The organism is Thermobifida alba (assembly GCF_023208015.1).
Lineage (GTDB): Bacteria > Actinomycetota > Actinomycetes > Streptosporangiales > Streptosporangiaceae > Thermobifida > Thermobifida alba.
The window spans coordinates 2,786,364-2,809,249 of the sequence record NZ_CP051627.1 but is presented as its reverse complement, the minus strand read 5'-3'; the positions used below and the strand labels follow the sequence as shown (position 1 = coordinate 2,809,249).

Sequence of the window (22,886 nt, the reverse complement as noted above, 5' to 3'; positions counted from 1 at the left end):
CGCAGACGGTCTTCGAAGGCCCGCATTTCCCAGTTTGGGGGCCGATATTCGTTTGGACAAGGCGGAGGCTCCGTTGCCCGCCGCGCCGTGTCGGCACGCCGGACGCCGCTTCCCGGGCGGTCGCCACCGGTCCGGCGGCGACGGGCCGTGGTCCACGGCACTTCCGCGCCGACCGGGTCCATGGTCGCACGCGCGGGGAGCGGACGGCGCTGCCAGACCCGCGAATCGGAGGGAGGCGGCGACCCGGAGTGCGCCGGGGGACACCGAAGCGCGGCGAAGCGCCCCGGACTCGGCCGTCCTCCTTCGGGTCACTGCTCCGCCAGCGCGGTCTCGGCGGCGGCGAGGAGCGCCGCGACCCCGGCGTCCCAGTCGTCCTCGCCGCGGCGGAAGGGGGCCGTCGCCCGGCACAGCAGCGCCGCGGCCGTGCACACGCCGAGGTCGCGGCGGACCCGCCGGGCGTCCGCGCTCGGGAGTGCCGCCAGGTAGCCGTCGAGCAGCGGACCGGGGACGGCGGCCGGAGCGCCGCCGACCGGCGGCCGCGGCCCGCTGCCGGCCGCGGCGTAGCCGGCCAGATCGGTCGCGGGGTGGGCGGTGTGCGCCTCCTCCAGGCCGACCAGGGCAGGCCCCCGCCCGCCCACCACCACCCGCCCGGGGCGCAGGGAGCCGTGGACCAGGGCCTGCGGGGCCTCCGCGGAGGCCAGCGCGTCCGCGCACGTCCGGGCCACCGCCGCGGCCCGGACGGCCAAGTCGGGCAGGAGGTCGGCCACCTCCTCGGCGGCGCGCCCCAGCGCCGCCGCCGGATCGCGGCGGGGGAGCTCCCGGGGCGGCGGCACCGAGTGCAGCCGGGCCAGCAGACGGCCCGTCTCCGCGAGCGCCGCCTCCCCGGCGGAGCGGTCGCGTCCGAGGAGCCGGTCGAGGGGCTCTCCGGGCAGCCACCGGGTCACCAGGAGTCCGTACCGGCTCACCTTGACCAGGTCGGGAACGGGCAGCCCGGCGACGGCGGGCGCCAGGTAGCAGGCCGCGTTCACCCCGCCGGAGCGGGCGTGGACCACCAGGCCGGACCCGTCCGCCGCGTCGTCGAACCGCCCGGTCCAGTGGTGCCCCGCCGAGTAGGAGAGGGTGTGCGCGCGGGAGGGGGAGGTCCCGGTGAACCGCTGCGGCTCCGCCGCGAGGCGCCGGGCGGCGGGCAGCGCGCGGTCGTCCACGGGCGGTCCCAGCAGCACGCCGAGGTCGGGGGCGTACAGCGGTCCGCGCAGCCTCGGCTCCGTCAGGGCGGCCAGGGCGGCGGACCCGTCCGACGGCGGCGGGGACCACCGCCGGGCGTGGTCGGCCGCGGCGTCGGGAGGCAGCGCCCTGGCGAAGGCGTGCCGCGGGCCGTCCGCGTAGTGCAGGGTCAGCGTCGCGGTCAGAGCGACGCCCCGGCGGTAGCGGCCGCGCGCCACCTCGACCCGGAGGGGCCGTTCGGTGTCGTCCGGCAGCAGGGAGTCGAGCAGCTCCAGGGCGGCGTCCCCGGACAGCAGCGCCTCCAGGCCCGGAAGCCGGGGATCCGCGCGAACCAGTTCCTCGTCGGCGCCGTGGTGCACCCGCCCCTCCTTCGCCCTCCGTCCCATTGTGGCCGACGGGGGCCGCGCGCGACAGGGGCGATCCGCCGGACGGGCCGCCCCGGGGAGCCGCCCGCCGGCAATTCACCCGTCCGGCCACCGGATCTTTTCAAATTCTCCCATTCTGTGCTGCGGTTTTGCGGGGACTGCGTGGGAAATTATGTTAAACCCTGTTCGAATCTGGGTATTTCCTGAACACCGCGCTACCGGAATGAGCCGGAAGCGCTCCGGTGGATCTCCTGGAAGGCTGACCTTTGACCGGCACCCGCCCTCCCCGACCCCCCGCAGGTCCGCACCGCCTGCGTTGTGCGGAACGACATCACGAGTGATGAGCGCAACATTGTTGCGGCATGGAGAAGGAAATTTCCTTCGATTATCCTCTTTGGCGGGTGGCTACCGGCGCTGGTCATCGCAGATGTGATCCTCCAGCGTGCTTCCCGGAGCCAACCAACCTGGTCTTTGTTCCGGCTTTGTGCGGGCGGGGCAGCGCCATTGGTCGCTGTTAGCTCACGTGTAACACGGCTTCATTCGTGTGAAACCCGTGCTCATTAGGCTTCCGGGATAACGGGCAGGGTTACCCCGGGTCTTTTTTGGAGGCAGTGGTGAAGGTCCCGACTATGGTTCTCGTGGCGGACGGAACACGCGACGCCCAGCGCAGAGAGGCCCTGCACGCCCTGGCCGAGACGGTGGCCGACCGCCGGGAGGCCCCGGTGTGTGCGGCCTTCGGAACGCGCGCGGAACTGCGGTCCGCGGTGGAGTCGACCACGGGACCGCTCGTGGTGGTCCCGGCCTTTCTCGCGGGCAGCGACGCGGCCAGCACCGAACTCCTGGCCAGCCTCGACCTCGGCGACCGGTTCGACGCCTGCGCCACCGCCCCGCTGGGAGCCGTGCCCTCGATCGTCGCCCAACTCGTCGCCCGGCTGCACGCCGCCGGCTGGCGCCCCGGCGACGGCGTCGTCCTCGCCGCGGACGGAGGGGTGGAGCTTCCCGGCAACGGCGAACGCCGACAGGTCATGGACGTGGCCCGCATGCTGAGCCGCCGCGTCCAGACCCCGGTGCAGGTCGGCTATCTGCACGCCTGGGCGCCCTCCGTCGCCGACGCCGTGGCCCGGCTGCGCCGCAACGGGCACAGCCGGGTGGCCGTGGCCACCTGGCAGCTCGTGGACGGCGCGGACCTCGACGGGCTCCGCGAGATCGGCGCCACCGCGGTCGCCGCCCCGCTCGGCCCTTCGCCCGTCGTCGTGGAGACCCTGCTGGCCCAGCACCGGGCCGCCACCGCCCGGCTCGCGGCGTGACCCGGGGCCCCGGCCGGCCGCAGGGCACCGGCCGGCGTCGGGGCCCGGGAATTCCGCCGTCCAGCACGGTGTCCGGGGGGCGGTCCCGGCCGGGACCGCCCCCCGGACCTTCTCTTCGAGTGTCGAGGACATTCGGCCCCCGCGCCCGGGAACGCCTTTTCTCCCCTTCCGCAGAGCCGGCCGGAAACCGCCGGAGCGCCGACTGTGAACGATGTGGACACAGAACACCACTGGGGAAAGAGGAGTGACGGGGGCGCAGAGGGGAAGCACGGATAGAGGAAACACGATCTCCCTAGGGTGGTTCCCATGAACGACGTCATAGCGAAACCAGTCGATGACAAACAGCGAGACCGTCTGGTCCGGCGTTTCGGCACCGGAGCACTTCACTGGCTGGACGGACTTCCCGGCCTCGTCTCAGAACTCACCGAGAAGTGGGGCTGCACCGTCGAGGGAATGGGGCCGCACGGCCAGACGTCGGTGGTCTTCCACTGCCGCCGCGCCGACGGCTCGGCGGCCGTGCTCAAGGCGAGCCCCGACCCCGCCCTCATCGACGCCGAGGGGCGGGTCCTGGCCTTCTGGGCGTCCACCACCCGGGTACCGGAGGTCTACGAGGTGGACGCGAAACGCGGCGGAATCCTGATGGAGGCCGTCGAACCGGGGTTCACCATCGCCGAGATCGGCACGGTCCCCCCGATGGAGCAGATCATCGCCCTCATCAACGACCTGCACTCGGTCGGGATCAGCGGTTCGGAGCGCTGGGAGCTGCACCCGCTCGTCAGCCGCGTCAACTTCCTGTTCGACCTGTGGGAACGCGCGCGGACCGAGGGGGTCGCCGCCGACCTCGTCCCGGCCCCGTTCATGCACCACGGCCACGCCTTGGCCCGCAGCCTCGCCTGGGAGGGGGACAACGCGGTTCCGCTCCACGGGGAGCTCCACCCGGGCAACATCCTCGACGGAGGGGTCAAACGGGGCCTGGTCGCCATCGACCCGCGCGGCTGCCTGGGCGACCCCGCCTACGACGCGATCGACTGGGCGGTGTGGAAGGCCGAGTCGCTCGACGAGATCAAGGAGCGCTGCGTGGTGCTGGCGGCCGGGATCGGCGTGCCCAGCCAGCGGCTGTTCCGGTGGTGCGTCGCCTTCGCCCCCGTCTTCGCCACCGCACTGGCCAACCGGGGGCGCGCGGACACCCAGGCGTTCCGGGTGGCGATGGAACTCGCCGCAGCCTGACCCCGGCCACGGGGACCACCTCTTGGAGCCACACCGCTCTTGACCGCCCGAACCCGGTCACCGGTCGGGACGAGGAGAGAAGAAGAGCGGGCCGTCGTGAGCGCCCCAGCGCGCAGCATCCCCCGACAGCGTGACCGCCGTCCGTGGCGGACACGACCAGCCACACCCCCGAGCCACTGGCCGGAGCCAGGCGACAACCGCACTCCCCGCATCCGTGACCGGCCCCGCAGGCAGCGGGGCCGGCGGATCCGGGAGGGCCGCCGGGGCCGGTCCGCACCACCGCGGACCGGCCCGGCTCTTCTCCGCGGGCGACGCCGCGGTCAGCGGACAGCCCTGACCAGGCTGCGGGTCTGGTCGGGGGCGAACACCGCGTGCAGCACGGTGGCGTCGTCGTGCAGTTTGCCCAACGCGACGCCGTGGCGCTCCTCCTCCGCGCGGACCCAGTCGACCAGCGAGTGCGGCCCGTGGGCGCGCAGGTGGTCCCAGACCTCCCGCCAGCTGTGCCCGTAGTAGTCCACCAGCCGGGAGCAGCCGTCCGACATCAACGCGAACTCGCTGGTCAGCACGGTCCCCGTGAGCGCCTCGTAGGCGGCCTCGGGAACCGTGCTGGCCACCCAGAACCCTCCGGGGGCGTTGCGTGACTCCCGTACCAGCTGCCTGCTGTAGGGGCGTCCGCCCGGCAGCCGGTCCACCCGGTCGTCGCTGACCGCCCGCACCGTCCCGTCCTCCTGGGCGAACACCACCGCCGTGTCGGCCAGGACCAGGTAGTCGAAGCCGTCCTCGCGGCGGCGGGCCAGGGCCACCGTCGCCGAGGGGCTGTCGGGGTTGTCCAGGTCGCAGGCGCCGCCGTGCGCGTAGCGGACCCGTTCGATGGCGACGGCGAGTGCGTCGGCCAGCGGCATGGGCGTGCTCAGCGTGGCACGCAGGGCTTCGGCCAGCCGGTCCACCAGCCAACTCACGTCGTGAATGCAGCCGCTGGCCACTCCGGCCGGGGCGGTGGCGCCGTCCAGGACGAACGCCCAGTCGGCTCCGGCGCCGAGCCGGTCCTCGTTGTTCGCTCCGACACCGCGGCGGCTGGCCTGCCTGATTCGCATGAGCCCCTCTTTTCACGTTCCGTGGCGGGGGCGCCGCGGGTCGGCGCCCACTTACGCCGGTCTGGGTTGGAATGAGCTTTCCGGGGGCCGAAGCCGGTGAGACGGGCGGCCCGCGGGGACGAAGAGCGTCGCGCGGCTGTCCGGAGTGCGGCGACGCGTCTGATGGACGGAGGCGAGGCGCGCGACGCTGTCGGCGCGCATGGACGGTGCGGTGCCCAACGGTCGATGCCGCGGCCAGTCGCGGCCGAACAGTGGTATTCGGCCAGGTGGCGGCGGTTTCTGGAGTGATGTGGGGATTTCGCCGACAGTAGCCTGTCACGCGGCCCGAAATCGGAGAACGGTCGCAAGAAGGCGGAATCTTCGCGCGCCCCCTTGACACCACACAACCCGCGTCACTAGGAAAAGACCGACTAGTCGGTAAAGAAAGGGGAAAATGCGTGGAGATCGTGATCAGAACGGAGTCGGGTGAGGTCAGAGGGCGCCAAGAGAACGAGATCGCGGTCTTCCGCGGAATCCCCTACGCCGCGCCCCCGGTGGGAGCGGACCGCTTCGCGGCGCCCCGCCCGCCCGAACCCTGGAGCGGAGTGCGCGACGCCGCCGAATTCGGCCCCACCGCGCCCCGCCCGCCCTATCCCGAGGCCATCGACCGCCTGCTCGTCGAACGGGACATCCCGGGGGAGGACTGCCTCACCCTCAACGTGTGGACCCCCGACCCCGGCGCGGCGGGCCTGCCGGTGATGGTGTGGATCCACGGCGGCGCGTTCACCAACGGCTCCGGCTCCGAACCCGTCTACGACGGCGCGGCCTTCGCCCGCGACGGCGTGGTCATGGTCAGCTTCAACTACCGGCTGGGCGTCATCGGCTTCGCGGACCTGCCCGACGCGCCCGCCAACCGGGGCCTGCTCGACCAGATCGCCGCACTGGAGTGGGTGCGCGACAACATCGCCCGCTTCGGCGGCGACCCCGCCAACGTCACCGTGTTCGGGGAGTCCGCGGGCGCCATGAGCGTGTGCACCCTGATGGCGACCCCCCGCGCCCGAGGCCTGTTCCGCCGGGCCGTCACCCAGTCGGGAGCGGGCAACATGGCGGTGGCCGCGGAGGACGCCGCCACCATCGCCCGGGTGGTCGCCGAACGGCTGGGCGTCGCCCCGACCGCGGCGGCGCTGGCCGAGGTGCCCACCCAGCGGCTGCTGGAGGTCCAGCAGCAGGTCACCCAGGAAGTCCAGGGCTCCCCCGACGCGGCGGTGTGGGGTGAGCGGATCGCGGGCGGCAGCGTGCTGCTGCCCTTCGCCCCCGTGGTCGACGGCCGCCTGCTGCCGCAGCGGCCCGCCGAGGCGATCGCCGCGGGGGCCGGAGGCGACGTCGACCTGCTGTTCGGCACCACCTCCGACGAATACCGGCTGTTCCTCGCCCCCACCGGGATCCTGCCGTTCATCACCGGCGACTACCTCACCGCGCACCTGGCCAAGTCGGGCCTGGACGCCGACGCCGCCAAGGTCTACACCGCCGAGGGACGCGGGGAGGAGCCCGGTGACATCCTCGCCGCGGTCATCACCGACCAGGTGTTCCGCATCCCCGCCCACCGCATCGCCGAGTCCCGCGCCGACGCGTCCGGCCGCACCTTCGGCTACGAGTTCGCCTGGCGCACGCCGCAGCTCGACGGGATCCTGGGCGCCTGCCACGCCGTGGAGATCCCCTTCGTCTTCCGCACCCTGGACCGCGCCGTTCCGCTGGTCGGCGAGGACCCGCCGGAGGAACTGGCCCGGACCGTGCACGCCGCCTGGGTGCGCTTCGCCGCCTCCGGCGACCCGGGCTGGGCCGAGTGGAACCCCCGGACCCGCCCGACCATGCGCTTCGACCACCCCGAGTCGGCAGTCGTGACCGATCCCCACCCCGCCACCCGCAGGCTCTGGGACGGCGTGCCGCTGTAGTCCCGCCGGACCCGGACGGCGGGGCGGGACCCACCCGCCCCGCCCAGAGCCCCGGCGCCCCGCGGGCGCGGGGCGCCGGGGCCGCAGGACCTTCCGGACGCGGGACAGGCTCCACAGCACCGGGCCGAGGACGGCGGGGGAGGCCGGTCCACGGCGATGCGACCGTTCCGGCGGGGGAGTCGGTGAAACGCGGGGCGACCCCGGCGGGCGGGGGTGTGGACCGCCGCCACGGAGCCGCCCGCCTCGCCGTGCCGGCTGCGCCCGGTGACGAGCAGGCTCCCCCCGTCCCCCACCCCACCCGGTGCGTGTCGCGGGTGACGGTGGTGTCCCCGGTCGCCGTCCGCATCGGTGGTGTGCCTCTTCTCCACCCGCACACCGATCCCGCGGATGACGCACGTGGCCGCCGTCCCGCGCTGCCGCAGCGCGTGCTCCTCCACCGCCCCCACCGGGACGAGGCCCCCGACCCCCAGGAGGATCCGGAGGGCGGAGCAGGCGGAGGAGACGACGCCCTTCTCCGCGGAGACGGACACGCGGCCCGGGAGGGAGTGCACCGCAGGAGCTTCCCGAGCGGAAGCAGCAACAGCAGCAGCCGCGTCCACCGGGAGCGGAACAGGTGGTCGGGGCCGAAGGCCCCCGGGGCCGAGGGGCCGGCGAGCTTCAGGAGGCCGACCGTGGGAAGGACTGCGAGGCACGGGGGCATCCCCCCGGGGACGGCGCCGGCCCATCGGCGCCCTCCGACGCGGCTGGCCGACGGCGGCGGGCGGTGCACAGCCCCTCCACCGCACCGGAGACCCCCTCCACGGGGCCGCCCGTCCGCGGCGGCCACCGGTCTGGCCGGAACCGGCCGCGGCGCCCGCGCGGGAAACGCCGGACGGGGTGGGCGCCCACGAAAAAACCCCGCTGACACGGGGTCAGTCGGGGTTGTCCGCTGCGTTCCAGGTGCCCCCTGCAGGATTCGAACCTGCGCACACGGCTCCGGAGGCCGTTGCTCTATCCCCTGAGCTAAGGGGGCGCTTTGCGGTCTCAACTCTAGCAGGGCCGCTGAGTGGGTTGCACGGTCTTGACCGCCGGCCGCACCGATCCCGCCGCGGGAGGCGGGCCGGGACGCTAGTGTCGCGCCCGTGAGACAAGAGACGGGACGCGTGCTGGTGGTCGACGACGACGAGGTGATCAGAGAGCTCATCGCTCTGAACCTGAGACTGGAGGGATTCGAGGTGCACACCGCCACCGACGGGCAGGACTGCCTGGACCGCGTGCGGCAGGTGGCGCCGGACGTGGTCACCCTGGACGTCATGATGCCCCGGCTGGACGGGTGGGCCACCGCCGAACGGCTCAAGGAGGACGCCGCTACACGGGGGACGAAAGTGGTACTCGTCACAGCGCGGGCCCAGGAGGAGGACCGGCGGCGGGGCCGCGGCATCGGCGTGGACGCGTTCGTCACCAAACCCTTCGACCCCGCGGAACTCATCGACGTCGTGCGCTCCCTGGCCTTCCCCGGTTCCGGCTGACCGTGTCCGCGCCGTCCTTCGCCGCCACCCCCCGGCAGCTCGACGCCCTGGTCCGCCACGCCTGCGCCGAGGCGACCGGCATCCCCGCCGGCGAGATGCCCGACACCCCGACCCGGCGCTCGGCCGCCGCACCGGGGGAGTACACCTCCGCCCTGCCGCCGCGACTGGCCGGACGGGCCGGGCGCGACGCCCGCGGCCTCGCCGCCGACGTCGCCGCGGTGCTGCGACGCCGGCCGCACCTCGCCGACGCCCGCGTCGACGGCCCCGGGTTCGTCGCCTTCACCCCCGTCCCGGCGGTGCGCACCGCGCTCGTCCAGGTCGCCGCCGACGCCCCCGCCCACCACCTGCTCGACCTGCCCCCGCGGCCCCGGCCGGCCCGGCGGCCCGCGCCGCTGCCCGGCTGGACGCTGTCGGACCTGGGCCGCGCCCGCGACGCGACCCGGCTCCGCGACCTGGCCCGCGCCGACGCGCGCCGCCGCATCGCGGCGGCCGTCGCCGCCGCCACGGCCGCCGACGTCGCGGACCTGCTCGCCGACCAGCCCGCGGCCGACTGGCGCGACGCGTCGGGGGACGGACGCGGGGACGAGGCCGCCCGACTGCTCGCCGTGACGGGGGAGGCCGCCGCCCGCGTCGCCGCCTGCCGCGGCGCCACGGAGACGCCGCGGCCCCACGAGACCACCGGACCGCGGCTGCCCGCCCGCCCCACCCCCGACCACCCGGGGGAGTGGGCGCGCGCCACCTTCGCCAACCCCGCCTTCGTCCTGCGCCACGCCCACGCCCACGCCCGCACCGCCCACGAACGCTGGGCGGCCGGCCTGGGCCTGCGGCGGCTGGGCGGGGGCCGCGCCCACACCGCCGCGGAGGTGGCGGCCCTCACCGAACCCGCGGCCGAGGCGGTGCTGGGGGCGCTGTTCGACGGGCCCGCCGCGCTGCGCGCCGCGGCCCGCCGTCACCAGCCCCATATCCTGGTGCGTTACCTGGAGGGTCTCGCCGCTGCCTACCATGATTGGTGGGAGTCCCACGACGTCCTCTCCGGACGCGCCGACGCGGCCGACGACCGCACCGGGACCGTGGCGGCCAGACTCGACGTCTGCGCCGCTGTCGCCGGTGTGCTGCACGCGGGACTCTCCCTCATCGGTGTGTCCGCGCCCACAAGGCTGTAGACGCCTCGACCGCGCCGTGTTCCGGCCCCCGGCCGACGCGTGCCGCACCACGCCCTGTCACCACCCGTTCCATTCCGAGAGTGCCCCGCCCATGAGCCGCTACGCCCACCCCGCCGGACCGCGCCACGCGGACGTGCTGCCCGAGGAACATCCGCCCCTCCCGCCGGCGGACCTGCTCGACCTCCACCCCCGTGTGTGGCCGAGTACCGCCGTGCGGGTCGACGGCGAGATCACCGTCGGCGGCGTCGGCGTCACCGAACTCGCCCGCGAGTACGGCACCCCCCTCTACGTCCTCGACGAGGCGGACTTCCGCGCCCGCGCCCGCGACTACCGGCTGGCCTTCCACGACGCCGACGTCTACTACGCGGGCAAGGCCCTGCTCACCAAGGCGGTGGCCCGCTGGGTGGCCGAGGAGGGGCTCAAGCTCGACGTGTGCAGCGGCGGCGAACTCGCCGTCGCCCTGGCCGCGGGCTTCCCGCCCGAGCGGATCGGCATGCACGGCAACAACAAGTCCGAGGCCGAGCTGGCCCGCGCCCTGGACGTGGGCGTGGGGCGGATCATCGTCGACTCCTTCGACGAGATCGACCGCCTGGAGCGGCTGGCCGCCGAGCGGGGCCGCGTCCCCGAGGTCCTGGTTCGGGTCACCACCGGGGTGGAGGCGCACACCCACGAGTTCGTCGCCACCGCGCACGACGACCAGAAGTTCGGGCTGTCCATGAGCAACGGGGCCGCCGCCGAGGCGGTGCGGCGCCTGCTCGCCTCCGAGCACGTCCGCCTGGTCGGCCTGCACTCCCACATCGGGTCGCAGATCTTCGACACCGCGGGCTTCGAGGTCGCCGCGCGGCGCCTCAGCACCTTCCTCACCCGGATCCACGCCGAGCACGGCGTCGTCCTGCCCGAACTGGACCTCGGCGGCGGACTGGGCATCGCCTACCTGCCCGACGACGACCCGCTGGATCCCAAGACCATCGCCGAGAGGCTGACGTCGATCGTCGCGCACGAGTGCGCCGCCCAGGAGCTGCCGGTGCCGCGCATCGCGGTGGAACCCGGCCGCGCCGTCGCCGGGCCGGCGGGCATCACGCTCTACGAGGTCGGCACCGTCAAGAACGTGGAGGGCATCCGCACCTACGTCAGCGTCGACGGCGGTATGAGCGACAACATCCGCACCGCCCTGTACGGTGCGGAGTACACCTGCGTGCTGGCCTCCCGGCACAGCGACGCCGAACCCATGCTGTCCCGGCTGGTCGGCAAGCACTGCGAGAGCGGCGACATCGTGGTGCGCGACCTCTACCTGCCCGCCGACGTGCGACCCGGCGACCTGGTGGCGGTCGCCGCGACCGGTGCCTACTGCCACTCCATGGCCAGCAACTACAACCACCTGCCCCGGCCCGCCGTGGTCGCGGTCCACGAGGGGAGGGCGCGCACGCTGGTGCGTCGGGAAACCGAGGAAGACCTGCTGCGGCTGGACGTAGGCTGAGCACTGGCCGACAACTCTCCGGTCACCACGACGAGGTTCCGGACACGGACAACGAACGACGAAACGGGAGTCACCCCCTCATGGCACTGAAGGTGGCGCTGCTGGGTTGCGGCGTTGTGGGTTCTCAGGTGGTCCGACTGCTCAACGAGCGGTCGCGCGAACTCGCGGACCGCATCGGGACGCCTCTGGAGATCGGAGGCATCGCGGTGCGCCGCCTGGACCGCGCGCGCGGTACGGGCGTGGCCCCCGAGCTGTTCACCACCGACGCCATGAGCCTGGTGACCAGGGACGACATCGATCTCGTGGTGGAGGTCATCGGCGGGATCGAACCCGCCCGGTCGCTCATCCTCGCCGCGATCAAGGCGGGCAAGTCCGTGGTGACCGCCAACAAGGCGCTGCTCGCCGAGGACGGCGCGACCGTCCACGCCGCCGCGCGCGAGGCCGGGGTCGACGTCTACTACGAGGCCAGCGTGGCCGGGGCGATCCCCCTGCTGCGGCCGCTGCGCGACTCGCTGGCCGGGGACCGCGTCAACCGGGTGCTGGGCATCGTCAACGGCACCACCAACTACATCCTGGACCGGATGGACACCCTGGACGCCGGTTTCACCGAGTCGCTGGAGGAGGCCCAGGCACTGGGATACGCCGAGGCCGACCCGACCGCCGACGTGGAGGGCTTCGACGCCGCAGCCAAGGCCGCGATCCTGGCCCGCCTCGCCTTCCACACCCCGGTGACCGCCGCCGACGTGCACCGCGAGGGCATCACCGAGGTCTCCGCCGCCGACATCGCCAGCGCCCGGGCGATGGGCTGCGTGGTCAAACTCCTGGCCATCTGCCAGCGCTCCGCCGACGGGTCCGGCATCGGCGTGCGGGTGCACCCGGTGATGCTGCCCCGCGAGCACCCGCTGGCCAGCGTCAAGGGCGCCTACAACGCGGTGTTCGTGGAGGCCGAGTCCGCCGGGCGGCTGATGTTCTACGGGGCGGGCGCCGGAGGCGTGCCCACCGCCAGCGCGGTCCTGGGCGACCTGGTCGCGGTGGCCCGCAACCGGCTGGCGCGCACCTTCGTGGCCGACGGCCAGGCCGACTCCGGACTGCCCGTCCACCCCATGGGCGAGACCGTCACCAGCTACCACGTCTCGTTGGACGTCGCCGACCGGCCCGGAGTGCTGGCCAAGGTCGCCGAGGTGTTCGCCGCCAACGGGGTGTCCATCCGCCACGTCCGCCAGGAGGGCCACGGCGACGACGCCCAGCTCGTCTTGGTCAGCCACGCCGCGCCCGACGCCGCGCTGGCCCGGACGGTGGCGCAGCTGCGCGGCCACGACGAGGTCCGCGCGGTCGCCAGCGTCATGCGGGTCGAGACCTTCAGCGACGAGCGATGAGCGGCGGACAGCGGCGCCCCCGGCCGGCGGAGGCCACCGGCGCGACCAGGCGGGACGGGCGGCTCCCGACGCGCGCCGCGGGCCGAGGGGCCCTAAAATCGGGGGCGGGCCGCGAGATCACACGCGGTCGCGCCACGGGCACCCACCCCATCCGGACGCATCGGCGGCGTCCGGTCGTCCACCCAGTCACACCACTCGAAAGGGCCCTGTCATGAGCATGGCACGGGCGTGGCGAGGAATCGTCGAGGAATATCGCGATCGCCTTCCCGTCACGGCGAACACCCCGGTCGTCACCCTGCTTGAGGGAGGCACGCCGCTGGTTCCCGCCACGCGGGTCTCGGAGCTGACCGGATGCGAGGTCTACCTCAAGGTCGAGGGCCTCAACCCCACGGGCTCCTTCAAGGACCGCGGGATGACCATGGCCATCTCCAAGGCGGCCGAGGACGGGGCCAAGGCGGTCATCTGCGCCTCGACCGGCAACACCAGCGCCAGCGCCGCCGCCTACGCGGTGCGCGCCGGCATGACCTGCGCGGTCCTGGTGCCCCAGGGCAAGATCGCCATGGGCAAACTGGCCCAGGCGCTCGTCCACGGCGCCCGCCTCCTCCAGGTCGACGGCAACTTCGACGACTGCCTGGAACTGGCCCGCAAACTCTCCATCGACTACCCGGTGGCGCTGGTCAACTCGGTCAACCCGTTCCGTCTCCAGGGACAGAAGACCGCGTCGTTCGAGATCGTGGACGCGCTGGGCGACGCTCCCGACGTGCACTGCCTGCCGGTGGGCAACGCGGGCAACATCACCGCCTACTGGATGGGCTACCAGGAGTACCACTCCGACGGCCGCGCCACCCGGCTGCCGCGCATGTTCGGCTTCCAGGCCAGCGGCGCGGCGCCGATCGTCAACGGCGCCCCGGTCACCCAGCCGCGCACCATCGCCACCGCCATCCGGATCGGCAACCCGGCCTCCTGGCAGCTGGCGGAGAAGGCCCGCGACGAGTCCGGGGGCAGCATCGACTCCGTCACCGACCGGCAGATCCTCGCCGCCTACCGGCTGCTCGCGGGCCAGGAGGGGGTCTTCGTGGAGCTGGCCTCCGCGGCCAGCGTGGCGGGCCTGCTCCAGGCGGTCGAGGCCGGTCGGATCGAGCGGGGCAGCCGCGTCGTCTGCACGGTCACCGGCAACGGGCTCAAGGACCCCGACTGGGCCCTGGCCGGAGCCTCCTCGGCCATCACGATCCCCGTCGACGCCCAGGCCGCCGCGGCCGCGCTCGGCCTGGCCTAGCCCCGCCCTTCCCCACCCGGAGCCACCGAATGCCTCAGCCGCAGCGCACCACGGTCACCGTGCGCACCCCAGCCACCAGTGCGAACCTCGGACCAGGGTTCGACTCCCTGGGCATCGCCCTGGACCTGTCCGACGAGATCGAGGTCCGGCTCCGCGACGACCGCGGCGTCACGGTGGCTGTCGAGGGGGAGGGCGCCGACGCCGTGCCCCTCGACGACTCGCATCTCGTGGTCCGCGCCATGCGCGCCGCGTTCGACGCCGTCGGCCAGACCATGCCCGGCGTCGACCTGCGCTGCCGCAACGCCATCCCGCACGGTCGCGGGCTGGGCTCCTCGGCGTCGGCGATCGTCGCGGGCGTGGCCGCCGCGGCGGCCCTGGCCGACGGCGGCGACCGCCTCGACCGGGACTGGGTCTTCCAGACCGCGGCCGACATCGAGGGGCACCCCGACAACGTGGCCCCGTGCGTCTACGGAGGGTTCACCGTCGCCTGGCGCGGCGCCAAGACCTGGCGCGCCTGGGCGGCGCACCCCGCCCCCGGTGTGCTGCCGATCGTGTGCGTGCCCCGCCAGAGCCTGTCCACCGAGCGGGCGCGGGGACTGCTTCCCGAGGCCGTGCCGCACGCCGACGCCGCCTTCTCCGCGGGGCGCGCCGCACTGCTGGTCGCAGCCGTCCGCGAGTGTCCCGAGCTGCTGTTCGAGGCGACCGAGGACCGGCTGCACCAGTCGTATCGGGCCGAGGCCATGCCCGGCAGCGCGGCGCTGGTGGAGTCCCTGCGCGGCGACGGCCTGGCCGCGGTGGTCTCCGGAGCCGGACCGACCGTCCTGGTGCTGTACCACGACGCCGCGGGCGACCCCCGCGGCGAATCTCTGCAAAACAACAGCGCCGTGGTTGATTCAATCCGGCGCCGAGCGGGTACTGAATGGCACATACGCCCCTTAGCAATCGATCTGGTAGGGGTACGTGTCACTTCTCCCCGTTCATAGACTTGTGTCGAGGAATAGCTGTGGGCTCCGGTGATGTTAGGCTAGGTGAAGCACCAGATGCCCCACCACGGGGCCTGTGCTCACCCGCCGCAGTGTTTTCCGCGTCAGCCGCGCGAGCGGTCTCTGCCCCGCAAGCGCTCCGCACGGTAGCCACTGTGTCGAATCCGCGGCGTGTCCGTGGCTCTGCCCAATCCACTGAAGTCCCGGTTTCCTGGCACAGGAACAAAAGGATGGCCCTAGGGCAGCCTCATCCAGCCCATCGTCCCAGTGTCTGGCTGTGTCCAGAGCCTGCCGCGATCGGGTAGAACTCGTTGTCCAGCAGCGGTTCCGGCATCCACACTGGGCACGCCTGACCCGGCCCCAGCCGGTTCGCACCACCGGGCTGGCCGATCAGTTCACCATGACGGCACCAGCCCGCTCCTTGGGAAGGACCCTTAGTGAGCGACACCACCGAACTCCACCAGGACGCGGCGGTCGGTACGCAGGACACGACCTCGTCCAAAGTGGACGTCGGCGACGCCGCGCCCCCCGCTGGCAAGAGCGCGTCAACGCGGTCCCGTAGCCGCTCCGGAGGTACCGGGCTGGCCGCGCTGAGGCTCACGGAGCTGCAGCGTCTGGCGTCCGACCTCGGAATCACGGGCACCGGCCGGATGCGCAAGAGTGAGATCATCGCAGCGATCGAAGCCAAGCAGGGAGGGCCGGTCAGCGCCCCCAAGACCACCACGGCGAAAACCGCCGAGGCCGCGAGCAGCGCGGCCACGAAGGAGAAGGAATCCGCCTCGGCCGAGGCTCCGGCGGCCGAGCCCGCAGCGGCCGAGTCCGCGGCGGCCGAGCCCGCAGCGGACAAGGACAAGACGGAGCAGGCCGAACGCCCCGAACGCACCCGCAGGACCCGCTCCCGCAGGCGCGGCGGCGAGGAGACCGCGGAGTCGCAGACGACGGAGGGCACCGACACCGCCGAGGACAGCGCCGCGGCATCGGCCCCCACCGAGTCCGATCAGGGCGCCGGCACCCAGAACGGCAACGGCCAGAACGGGGGCCGGGAGCGCCGCCGCAGCCGCAACCGCAACCGTGACGGCGGCGGCGAGCAGCAGCAGTCGTCCCAGCAGCAGAACGGCCACCGGGGCGACGGTGACGACGACGACTACAACGGCGGCAGCGGACGCCGCCGGGGACGCCGTCGCGACCGCCGCGACCGCCGCAACCGCGAGCGCGTGGACCAGGAGCCGGTGATCAGCGAGGACGACGTCCTGCTGCCGGTCGCGGGCATCCTGGACATCCTCGACAACTACGCGTTCGTGCGGACCACCGGCTACCTGCCGGGCTCCAACGACGTGTACGTCTCGCTGGCCCAGGTCCGCAAGTACGGCCTGCGCAAGGGGGACGCCATCACCGGCGCCGTGCGCCAGCCGCGCGAGGGCGAGCGCCGGGAGAAGTTCAACGCGCTGGTCCGCCTGGACAGCGTCAACGGGATGCCGCCCGAGCGGGCGCGCAACCGGCCCGAGTTCGCCAAGCTGGTGCCCCTGTACCCGCAGGAGCGGCTGCGCCTGGAGACCGAGCCGAACATCCTGACCACGCGCATCATCGACCTCGTCTCGCCCATCGGCAAGGGGCAGCGCGGCCTCATCGTCTCCCCGCCCAAGGCCGGCAAGACGATGGTGCTGCAGGCGATCGCCAACGCGATCACCCAGAACAACCCCGAGTGCCACCTCATGGTCGTCCTCGTCGACGAGCGGCCCGAAGAGGTCACCGACATGCAGCGCACGGTCAAGGGAGAGGTCATCCACTCCACCTTCGACCGTCCCGCCGAGGACCACACGACCGTCGCCGAACTCGCCATCGAGCGGGCCAAGCGGCTGGTCGAGATGGGCCTGGACGTCGTGGTGCTGCTCGACTCCATCACCCGCCTGGGACGCGCCTACAACCTCTCCGCACCGGCGAGCGGGCGCATCCTGTCCGGTGGTGTCGACTCCACCGCGCTGTACCCGCCGAAGCGGTTCTTCGGCGCGGCCCGCAACATCGAGAACGGCGGCTCCCTGACGATCCTGGCCACCGCGCTGGTCGAGACCGGCTCCCGGATGGACGAGGTCATCTTCGAGGAGTTCAAGGGCACCGGAAACATGGAGCTCAAGCTCAACCGGAGCCTGGCCGACAAGCGGATCTTCCCCGCGGTGGACGTCGAGGCGTCCAGCACCCGCAAGGAGGAGATCCTGCTCTCCGCCGAGGAGCTCAACATCATCTGGAAGCTTCGCCGGGTGCTGCACGCCCTGGACACCCAGCAGGCGCTGGAGCTGGTCCTGGAGCAGCTGAAGAAGACCAAGAGCAACGCGGAGTTCCTGCTGCAGGTCCAGAAGACCACGGTCGGATCGAACGACTAGCGTTCCGCCGGTGCGGCCACGCACCGGCGGAACGGGCGATCCGGCGTCCCGCCGAGCGACGTCGTGCGCCCACCGCTCCACCGCCCGCCCGTCCGGGAATACGCGCTGGACGATTGCGGTTCCACGGTCTGGCAGACTGGTATGGCGACCGCCGCGGTACCGGTTCACGCACGCCCGCCTCATCCGGAGACGGACACTGCCGCGTGCGCCCGGCGACCGCCACTAGCGAGGAGAACCACATGAAACCCGGTATTCACCCCGACTACCACGTCACGCAGGTGACCTGCACGTGCGGCAACACCTTCGTCACCCGGAGCACCGCGCCCAGTGGCACGATCCGGGCCGAGATCTGCTCCTCCTGCCACCCGTTCTACACGGGCAAGCAGAAGATCCTGGACACCGGCGGTCGGGTCGCCCGCTTCGAGAAGCGTTTCGGCAAGCGCAAGTAGCGTTCGCAACGGTGCGTCCCGCGGTGCGGGGCGCACCGCCGGTACGACCGCTCCGTCCGTTCCGACGCTCTTGGGGATGTAAGAAGAAGTGAAGCTGGACGACCTTCTCGGCGAGTACTACGAGCTGGAGCAGCAGCTCGCCGACCCAGCCGTGCACGCCGACCAGGCCCAGGCGCGCAACCTGGCCAAACGCTATTCCCAGCTCACCCCCGTCATCGCCGCCTACCGCGAGCTGAACCAGGTCGAGAGCGACATCGAGGCCGCCCAGGAGCTGGCGGCCGAGGACCCGAGCTTCGCCGACGAGGCCAAGCAGCTCAGCGCCCAGCGCGAGGAGCTGGTCGAGCGGCTGCGCATGCTGCTCATCCCGCGCGACCCCAACGACGACAAGGACGTCATCCTGGAGGTCAAGGCGGGAGAGGGCGGCGAGGAGTCCGCGCTGTTCGCGGGCGACCTGGTGCGCATGTACCTGCGCTACGCCGAACGCCAGGGCTGGAAGACCGAGATCATCAGCGCCACCCACTCCGATCTGGGCGGCTACAAGGACGTCACCATCGCGGTCAAGAACCGCGGCGGCACCGACCCCGGCCAGGGCGTGTGGCGGCAACTGAAGTTCGAGGGCGGGGTGCACCGCGTGCAGCGCGTCCCCGTCACCGAGTCCCAGGGCCGCATCCACACCTCGGCCGTCGGCGTGCTGGTGGTGCCCGAGGCCGAGGAGATCGAGGTGGAGATCAACGACAGCGATCTGCGCATCGACGTCTACCGCTCCTCCGGGCCCGGCGGGCAGAGTGTCAACACCACCGACTCCGCGGTGCGCATCACCCACCTGCCCACCGGAATCGTGGTGTCCTGCCAGAACGAGAAGAGCCAGCTGCAGAACAGGGAGCAGGCCCTGCGGGTACTGCGGGCCCGCCTGCTGGCCGAGGCGCAGGCCGCCGCGGAGGCCGAGGCCCAGGCCGAACGCAGGAGCCAGGTCCGCACCGTGGACCGCTCCGAACGGGTGCGCACCTACAACTTCCCGGAGAACCGCATCTCCGACCACCGGGTCGGCTACAAGGCCTACAACCTCGACCAGGTGCTCGACGGGGAGCTGGGCGGGGTCATCCAGGCCCTCGTGGACGCCGACACCAAGGAGCGGTTGGAGGCCGCCCAGCAGTGAACCTCCTGCTCGACGAGGTCGCGCGGGCCACTCTGCGGCTCGCCGAGGCCGGAGTCGCCTCGCCCCGTACGGACGCCGAGGAGCTCGCGGCGTTCGTGCACGGCGTCCGTCGAGGAGAGCTGCACACCGTCGCCGACAGCGACTTCGACGCCCGCTACTGGGAGTGCGTGGCCCGGCGGGCCGCCCGCGAGCCCTTGCAGCACATCACCGGCCGCGCCTACTTCCGCTACCTGGAGCTGGCGGTCGGCCCCGGCGTCTTCGTCCCACGCCCGGAGACCGAGATGATGGTCTCCTGGGCGATCGACGTGCTGCGCGCCATGGACGTGGCCGACCCCTTGGTCGTGGACCTGGGGACCGGATCGGGCGCCATCGCGATCTCCATCGCCCAGGAGGTGCCCCGCTCCCGCGTCCACGCCGTCGAACTGGACCCGGCCGCGCTGTCGTGGGCGCGGCGCAACATCGCGCGCAGCGGCCTGGGCGAGCGGATCACCGCCCACCACGCCGACATGCGGACCTGCCTGCCCGAGTACAACGGCCAGGTGGACATGGTCGTCACCAACCCCCCGTACGTGCCCCTGGACGGCGCCGACGACATCCCGCCGGAGGTCCGCGACTACGACCCCGCGCCCGCACTGTGGGCGGGCGCCGACGGGCTCGACATGATCCGCCAACTGGAGGCGGTCGGCCGCCGACTGCTGCGCCCGGGCGGATACCTGGCCATCGAACACGGCGACGGGCAGGGCATCGACATCCCGCCGCTGCTGCCCGAATCGCTCGGCTGGCGCGACGTGCGCAACCGCAAGGACCTCGCACACCGGGACCGGTTCGTGGTGGCCCGACGCGCCGTGGACTGACCCGGTCGCATCCCGACGACCCCTGAGCAGACCGAGGTGAGGTTGTGAGCCGCAGCTACGACTGTGCGGACGAGGAGCAGCGCAAGACCGGGATCGCGGACGCGGCCTCCACCGTGCGCCGCGGGGAACTGGTGGTCCTGCCCACCGACACCGTCTACGGGGTGGGCGCGGACGCGTTCAGCCCGACCGCGGTGGCCGCGCTGCGCGGGGCCAAGCGGCGCGGCCGGGACAAGCCGCCGTCGGTCCTGGTCGGCACGGTCCGCGCCGCCCAGGCACTCATCGACGACCTCGGCAGGTACGGCCAGGACCTGATCGAGGAGTTCTGGCCCGGCCCGCTCACCCTCGTGTGCGCCGCCACCCCCAGCCTCTCCTGGGACCTGGGGGACACCAAGGGCACCGTCGCGGTGCGCATGCCCATGCACCCGGTGGCGCTGGACCTGCTCAAGGAGGTCGGGCCGATGGCGGTGAGCGCGGCCAACGTCGCCGGCAGCCCGGCCGCCACCACGGTCGAGGAGGCCGCGGCGCAGTTCGGCGACGACGTCAGCGTCTACCTCGACGCCGGCCCCTGCGGGGACACGCCGCCGTCGACCATCGTCGACCTGACCTACGCGGTGCCGCGCGTCCTGCGTTCGGGAGCGATCGGCATCGAGCAGCTGCGCGCCGTGTGCGGCACCGTCATCGCCGAACTCAAGCGCCCCGAGCGCCGGGCCGCCGAGGCCGGGGACGACGGGACCGCCCGGACGGACGGGGACGACGGCGAGGGGGACGACGGGACCGCGCCCACCGGGCGGGACGGTGCGGACCGGCCCTGACGAAGAGCCGAGTGCTTCGGCGGTCCGCGCCGCGGTCCGTCAGTGCTAGCGTCGATGTCACCTCAGCCCAGAACACGCGCCGTGCCGTAGCCGAGGGCACGGCCGGTCCACGGAAGGTCCCGCAACGCCGTGCGTGAGTACGCGCTCACCTTCGTCATCGCCGTGGCGGTCACCCACCTGCTGACCCCGCTGGTCCGCAACGCCGCGATCGCCTTCGGCGCGGTTCCCCCGGTACGCGACCGGGACGTGCACACCGAACCCATCCCCCGGATGGGGGGAGTCGCCATGTACGGCGGTTTCGCCGCCGCGCTGCTGATCTCGGCGCAGCTGCCGCACCTGCGCGAGGTGTTCTTCGACCAGACCTGGTGGCGCGGACTGCTGGTGGCGGGCGCGCTGATCGTGGTGATCGGGATCATCGACGACCGGTGGGGCATGGCGCCGGTGCCCAAGCTGGCCGGGCAGATCGTGGCGGCGGGCATCCTGGTCTCCCAGGGGGTGCAGCTGCTGTGGCTGCCGCTGCCGGGGACCACGCTCGTCCTCGGCCCCGAACTCGGCACGCTGCTGTCGGTGCTGCTGATCGTGGTCACCATCAACGCGGTCAACTTCGCCGACGGGCTGGACGGCCTGGCGTCGGGGATCGTCGCGATCGCGGCCGCGGCGTTCTTCACCTACTACTACGTGGTCGCCGTCGACCAGGGGTTCGACCGCCAGTCCTACCCGGCCATGATCGCGATCATCCTGGTCGGGGTCTGCGCGGGCTTCCTCATCCACAACTTCAACCCGGCCCGGGTGTTCATGGGCGACACCGGGTCGATGCTGATCGGGCTGCTGCTGGCCTCCATCACCATCACCGTGACCGGGGAGTTCCAGGCCAACGCGGTCGTCCACTTCGACTCCAGCGGCCTGGTGGCCTTCCTGCCGATCCTGCTGCCGCTGCTGGCGCTGGCCCTGCCGCTGGCCGACCTGGTGCTCGCGGTGGTGCGGCGGACCCTGGCCGGCAAGTCGCCGTTCGCCCCGGACAAGAAGCACCTGCACCACCGGCTGCTGGAGCTCGGCCACTCCCACCCCCGGGCGGTGCTGCTGATGTACCTGTGGGCGGCGATCATCTCGTTCGCCGCGGTGTCGCTGTCGATCTTCGACGCGCCGGCGATCGTCCTGAGCGTTACCACATTGGTAGCGATCTGTGCGGTGGGGCTCATCACGCTGCCGCGGCTGCGGCGCCGTGCCCGGCTGCGGGCCGGGACCGGTGCCGCAGCGGTGACGGAACGCGACGGGGCCTCCGAGAAAAAGTGATTCAGCGCACTTGACCAGCCGTGGAAGCCGGTGAAGAGCCGTGAACCGGGGTTGAACTCCGGAAGAAGCCGCAGGGTGACGGAGCAGACATCGGAGAGGGAGACGCGGTGGCGGGGGCGATCCGGCGGGCGATAAGCGGAACCTAAAGGTGCCCGTGGGAAATGGTGTCGAAACCTTGTGATAGCTTTCACGAGCAAGCACCCCACAGCACAACACCGGAGTTCACGCATGCAGGAACACGACGCCAAGGTCCTCCGCGGCGCCGCGATTCCCACACTGGTGGTCGGAGGCGGCAGCACCGCCGTCTTCCTCGTGCTCTCGGGCATGGTCGGCCTGTCCGGCGCGCTCTGCGCGCTGCTGCTGGTCCTTGCCTTCTTCGGGGTCTCCGGATGGGCGGTGGCCCGCCTCAGCAGACGCAACCCGGACCTGTTCATGCCGGCCACCCTGGGAGCCTTCCTCGTCAAGGCGCTGATCCTGGCGGTCGCGCTGCTCGCGCTGCGCAGCGTCGACCCCGGCTGGATCGACACCACCGCCTTCGCCGTGACCTCGCTGCTGTGCGTGATCTCCTGGCTGGGCGGTCACGTCCGGGTGCTGGCCACCTCCAAGACCCTGCACGTCGACCCGGAGCCGAGCGCCGCCTCCGGTCTGGAGACCCGGCATGAGAGCACCTGATGCGCGCCGTGCGGCACGAACTCCGGTACTCGCCCCCTGTTGTGCGGATGGCCCTGACAACCTGCTATGTTCCGGAGCGACGGGATGAGCGAGCCGCGGAAACCGGACGAGACCTCCCAGGAGCCTTCCGAGACCTCGGTCGACGGAGTCAGCATCGTCTCCCTGCTCGTGTCCGGGATGATCGTGTGGGGCGGTGCGGGTTGGCTGCTCGACCGATTAACGGACCACGAGGCGCTGTTCCTGCCCATCGGCATCCTGCTCGGACTGGGACTGGCTCTGTACATGGTCTTCGCCAGGCTCAACGTCCGGTCCAGGTAGCCACCCCCTCCGGGGCCACCCTC

At 72.7% G+C, this 22,886-nt stretch carries 19 protein-coding genes and 1 tRNA gene; 17 read left to right on the top strand and 3 right to left on the bottom strand.

The annotated features are described in order from the left end of the window. Positions 1-308 precede the first annotated feature (308 nt). Positions 309-1,583 (bottom strand): phosphotransferase family protein, encoded by a 1,275-nt coding sequence (locus FOF52_RS12450; RefSeq protein WP_248590136.1) that lies wholly within the window; start codon positions 1,581-1,583, stop codon positions 309-311. Between the two features lie 635 nt (positions 1,584-2,218). Between FOF52_RS12450 and FOF52_RS12445 the strand changes: the two genes are divergently transcribed. Both FOF52_RS12445 and FOF52_RS12440 read left to right on the top strand, forming a co-directional pair. Further along, positions 2,219-2,896: a sirohydrochlorin chelatase gene (locus tag FOF52_RS12445; protein ID WP_248590135.1), complete on the top strand. Its 678-nt coding sequence runs from the start codon at positions 2,219-2,221 to the stop codon at positions 2,894-2,896. 306 nt (positions 2,897-3,202) lie between these two features. Then, entirely contained in the window at positions 3,203-4,123 is a 921-nt protein-coding gene (locus FOF52_RS12440) for an aminoglycoside phosphotransferase family protein (protein ID WP_248590134.1), read from the top strand. Positions 4,124-4,443: 320 nt separating this feature from the next. Here the strand turns inward: FOF52_RS12440 and FOF52_RS12435 are convergent, their stop codons facing one another. Then, positions 4,444-5,217, bottom strand: coding sequence for a protein phosphatase 2C domain-containing protein (locus FOF52_RS12435; RefSeq protein WP_248590133.1), 774 nt, complete (start codon positions 5,215-5,217; stop codon positions 4,444-4,446). A gap of 437 nt (positions 5,218-5,654) precedes the next feature. On the opposite strand from FOF52_RS12435, the gene FOF52_RS12430 reads away from it, so the two are divergent. Then, positions 5,655-7,148, top strand: a complete 1,494-nt coding sequence (locus FOF52_RS12430) for a carboxylesterase/lipase family protein (protein ID WP_248590132.1) — start codon at positions 5,655-5,657, stop codon at positions 7,146-7,148. A gap of 940 nt (positions 7,149-8,088) precedes the next feature. On the opposite strand, the gene FOF52_RS12425 is transcribed toward FOF52_RS12430, so the two are convergent. Further along, positions 8,089-8,160: transfer RNA gene (locus tag FOF52_RS12425), tRNA-Arg, on the bottom strand. 109 nt (positions 8,161-8,269) lie between these two features. Here FOF52_RS12425 and FOF52_RS12420 point away from each other — a divergent pair. The 14 genes from FOF52_RS12420 to FOF52_RS12355 all read left to right on the top strand — a co-directional run bounded on the left by FOF52_RS12420 (position 8,270) and on the right by FOF52_RS12355 (position 22,863). Next, positions 8,270-8,656: a response regulator gene (locus FOF52_RS12420; RefSeq protein ID WP_248590131.1), complete on the top strand. Its 387-nt coding sequence runs from the start codon at positions 8,270-8,272 to the stop codon at positions 8,654-8,656. A gap of 2 nt (positions 8,657-8,658) precedes the next feature. Further along, positions 8,659-9,819 (top strand): DALR anticodon-binding domain-containing protein, encoded by a 1,161-nt coding sequence (locus tag FOF52_RS12415; protein ID WP_248590130.1) that lies wholly within the window; start codon positions 8,659-8,661, stop codon positions 9,817-9,819. A gap of 91 nt (positions 9,820-9,910) precedes the next feature. After that, complete coding sequence (gene lysA, locus FOF52_RS12410) at positions 9,911-11,296, top strand: diaminopimelate decarboxylase (protein WP_248590129.1); 1,386 nt, start codon at positions 9,911-9,913, stop codon at positions 11,294-11,296. Positions 11,297-11,376: 80 nt separating this feature from the next. Continuing rightward, a complete protein-coding gene (locus FOF52_RS12405; protein WP_248590128.1) occupies positions 11,377-12,672 on the top strand; it encodes a homoserine dehydrogenase in 1,296 nt (431 codons plus the stop codon). Between the two features lie 211 nt (positions 12,673-12,883). After that, entirely contained in the window at positions 12,884-13,948 is a 1,065-nt protein-coding gene (gene thrC / locus FOF52_RS12400) for a threonine synthase (RefSeq protein ID WP_248590127.1), read from the top strand. A gap of 29 nt (positions 13,949-13,977) precedes the next feature. Then, a complete protein-coding gene (gene thrB / locus FOF52_RS12395) occupies positions 13,978-14,931 on the top strand; it encodes a homoserine kinase (protein ID WP_248590126.1) in 954 nt (317 codons plus the stop codon). A 437-nt stretch (positions 14,932-15,368) separates the two neighbouring features. Next, positions 15,369-17,309 carry a transcription termination factor Rho gene (gene rho / locus FOF52_RS12390; RefSeq protein WP_248590125.1) on the top strand — a complete coding sequence of 647 codons (1,941 nt, stop codon included), beginning with the start codon at positions 15,369-15,371 and terminating at the stop codon, positions 17,307-17,309. 239 nt (positions 17,310-17,548) lie between these two features. Next, entirely contained in the window at positions 17,549-17,758 is a 210-nt protein-coding gene (gene rpmE, locus FOF52_RS12385) for a 50S ribosomal protein L31 (RefSeq protein ID WP_248590124.1), read from the top strand. 88 nt (positions 17,759-17,846) lie between these two features. Continuing rightward, positions 17,847-18,914, top strand: coding sequence for a peptide chain release factor 1 (gene prfA, locus FOF52_RS12380; protein WP_248590123.1), 1,068 nt, complete (start codon positions 17,847-17,849; stop codon positions 18,912-18,914). Further along, complete coding sequence (prmC, locus tag FOF52_RS12375; RefSeq protein WP_248590122.1) at positions 18,911-19,768, top strand: peptide chain release factor N(5)-glutamine methyltransferase; 858 nt, start codon at positions 18,911-18,913, stop codon at positions 19,766-19,768. Before prfA ends, prmC begins: the two co-directional genes overlap by 4 nt. 44 nt (positions 19,769-19,812) lie before the next feature. Then, on the top strand, positions 19,813-20,580 hold the full coding sequence (locus FOF52_RS12370) for an L-threonylcarbamoyladenylate synthase (protein ID WP_248590121.1): 768 nt from the start codon (positions 19,813-19,815) through the stop codon (positions 20,578-20,580). 129 nt (positions 20,581-20,709) lie between these two features. After that, positions 20,710-21,873: an MraY family glycosyltransferase gene (locus FOF52_RS12365; protein ID WP_248590120.1), complete on the top strand. Its 1,164-nt coding sequence runs from the start codon at positions 20,710-20,712 to the stop codon at positions 21,871-21,873. 228 nt (positions 21,874-22,101) lie between these two features. Further along, a complete protein-coding gene (locus FOF52_RS12360; RefSeq protein WP_248590119.1) occupies positions 22,102-22,545 on the top strand; it encodes a Cg1360 family ATP-synthase-associated protein in 444 nt (147 codons plus the stop codon). An 84-nt stretch (positions 22,546-22,629) separates the two neighbouring features. Next, a complete protein-coding gene (locus FOF52_RS12355; RefSeq protein ID WP_248590118.1) occupies positions 22,630-22,863 on the top strand; it encodes an AtpZ/AtpI family protein in 234 nt (77 codons plus the stop codon). The last annotated feature ends 23 nt before the right edge of the window (positions 22,864-22,886 follow it).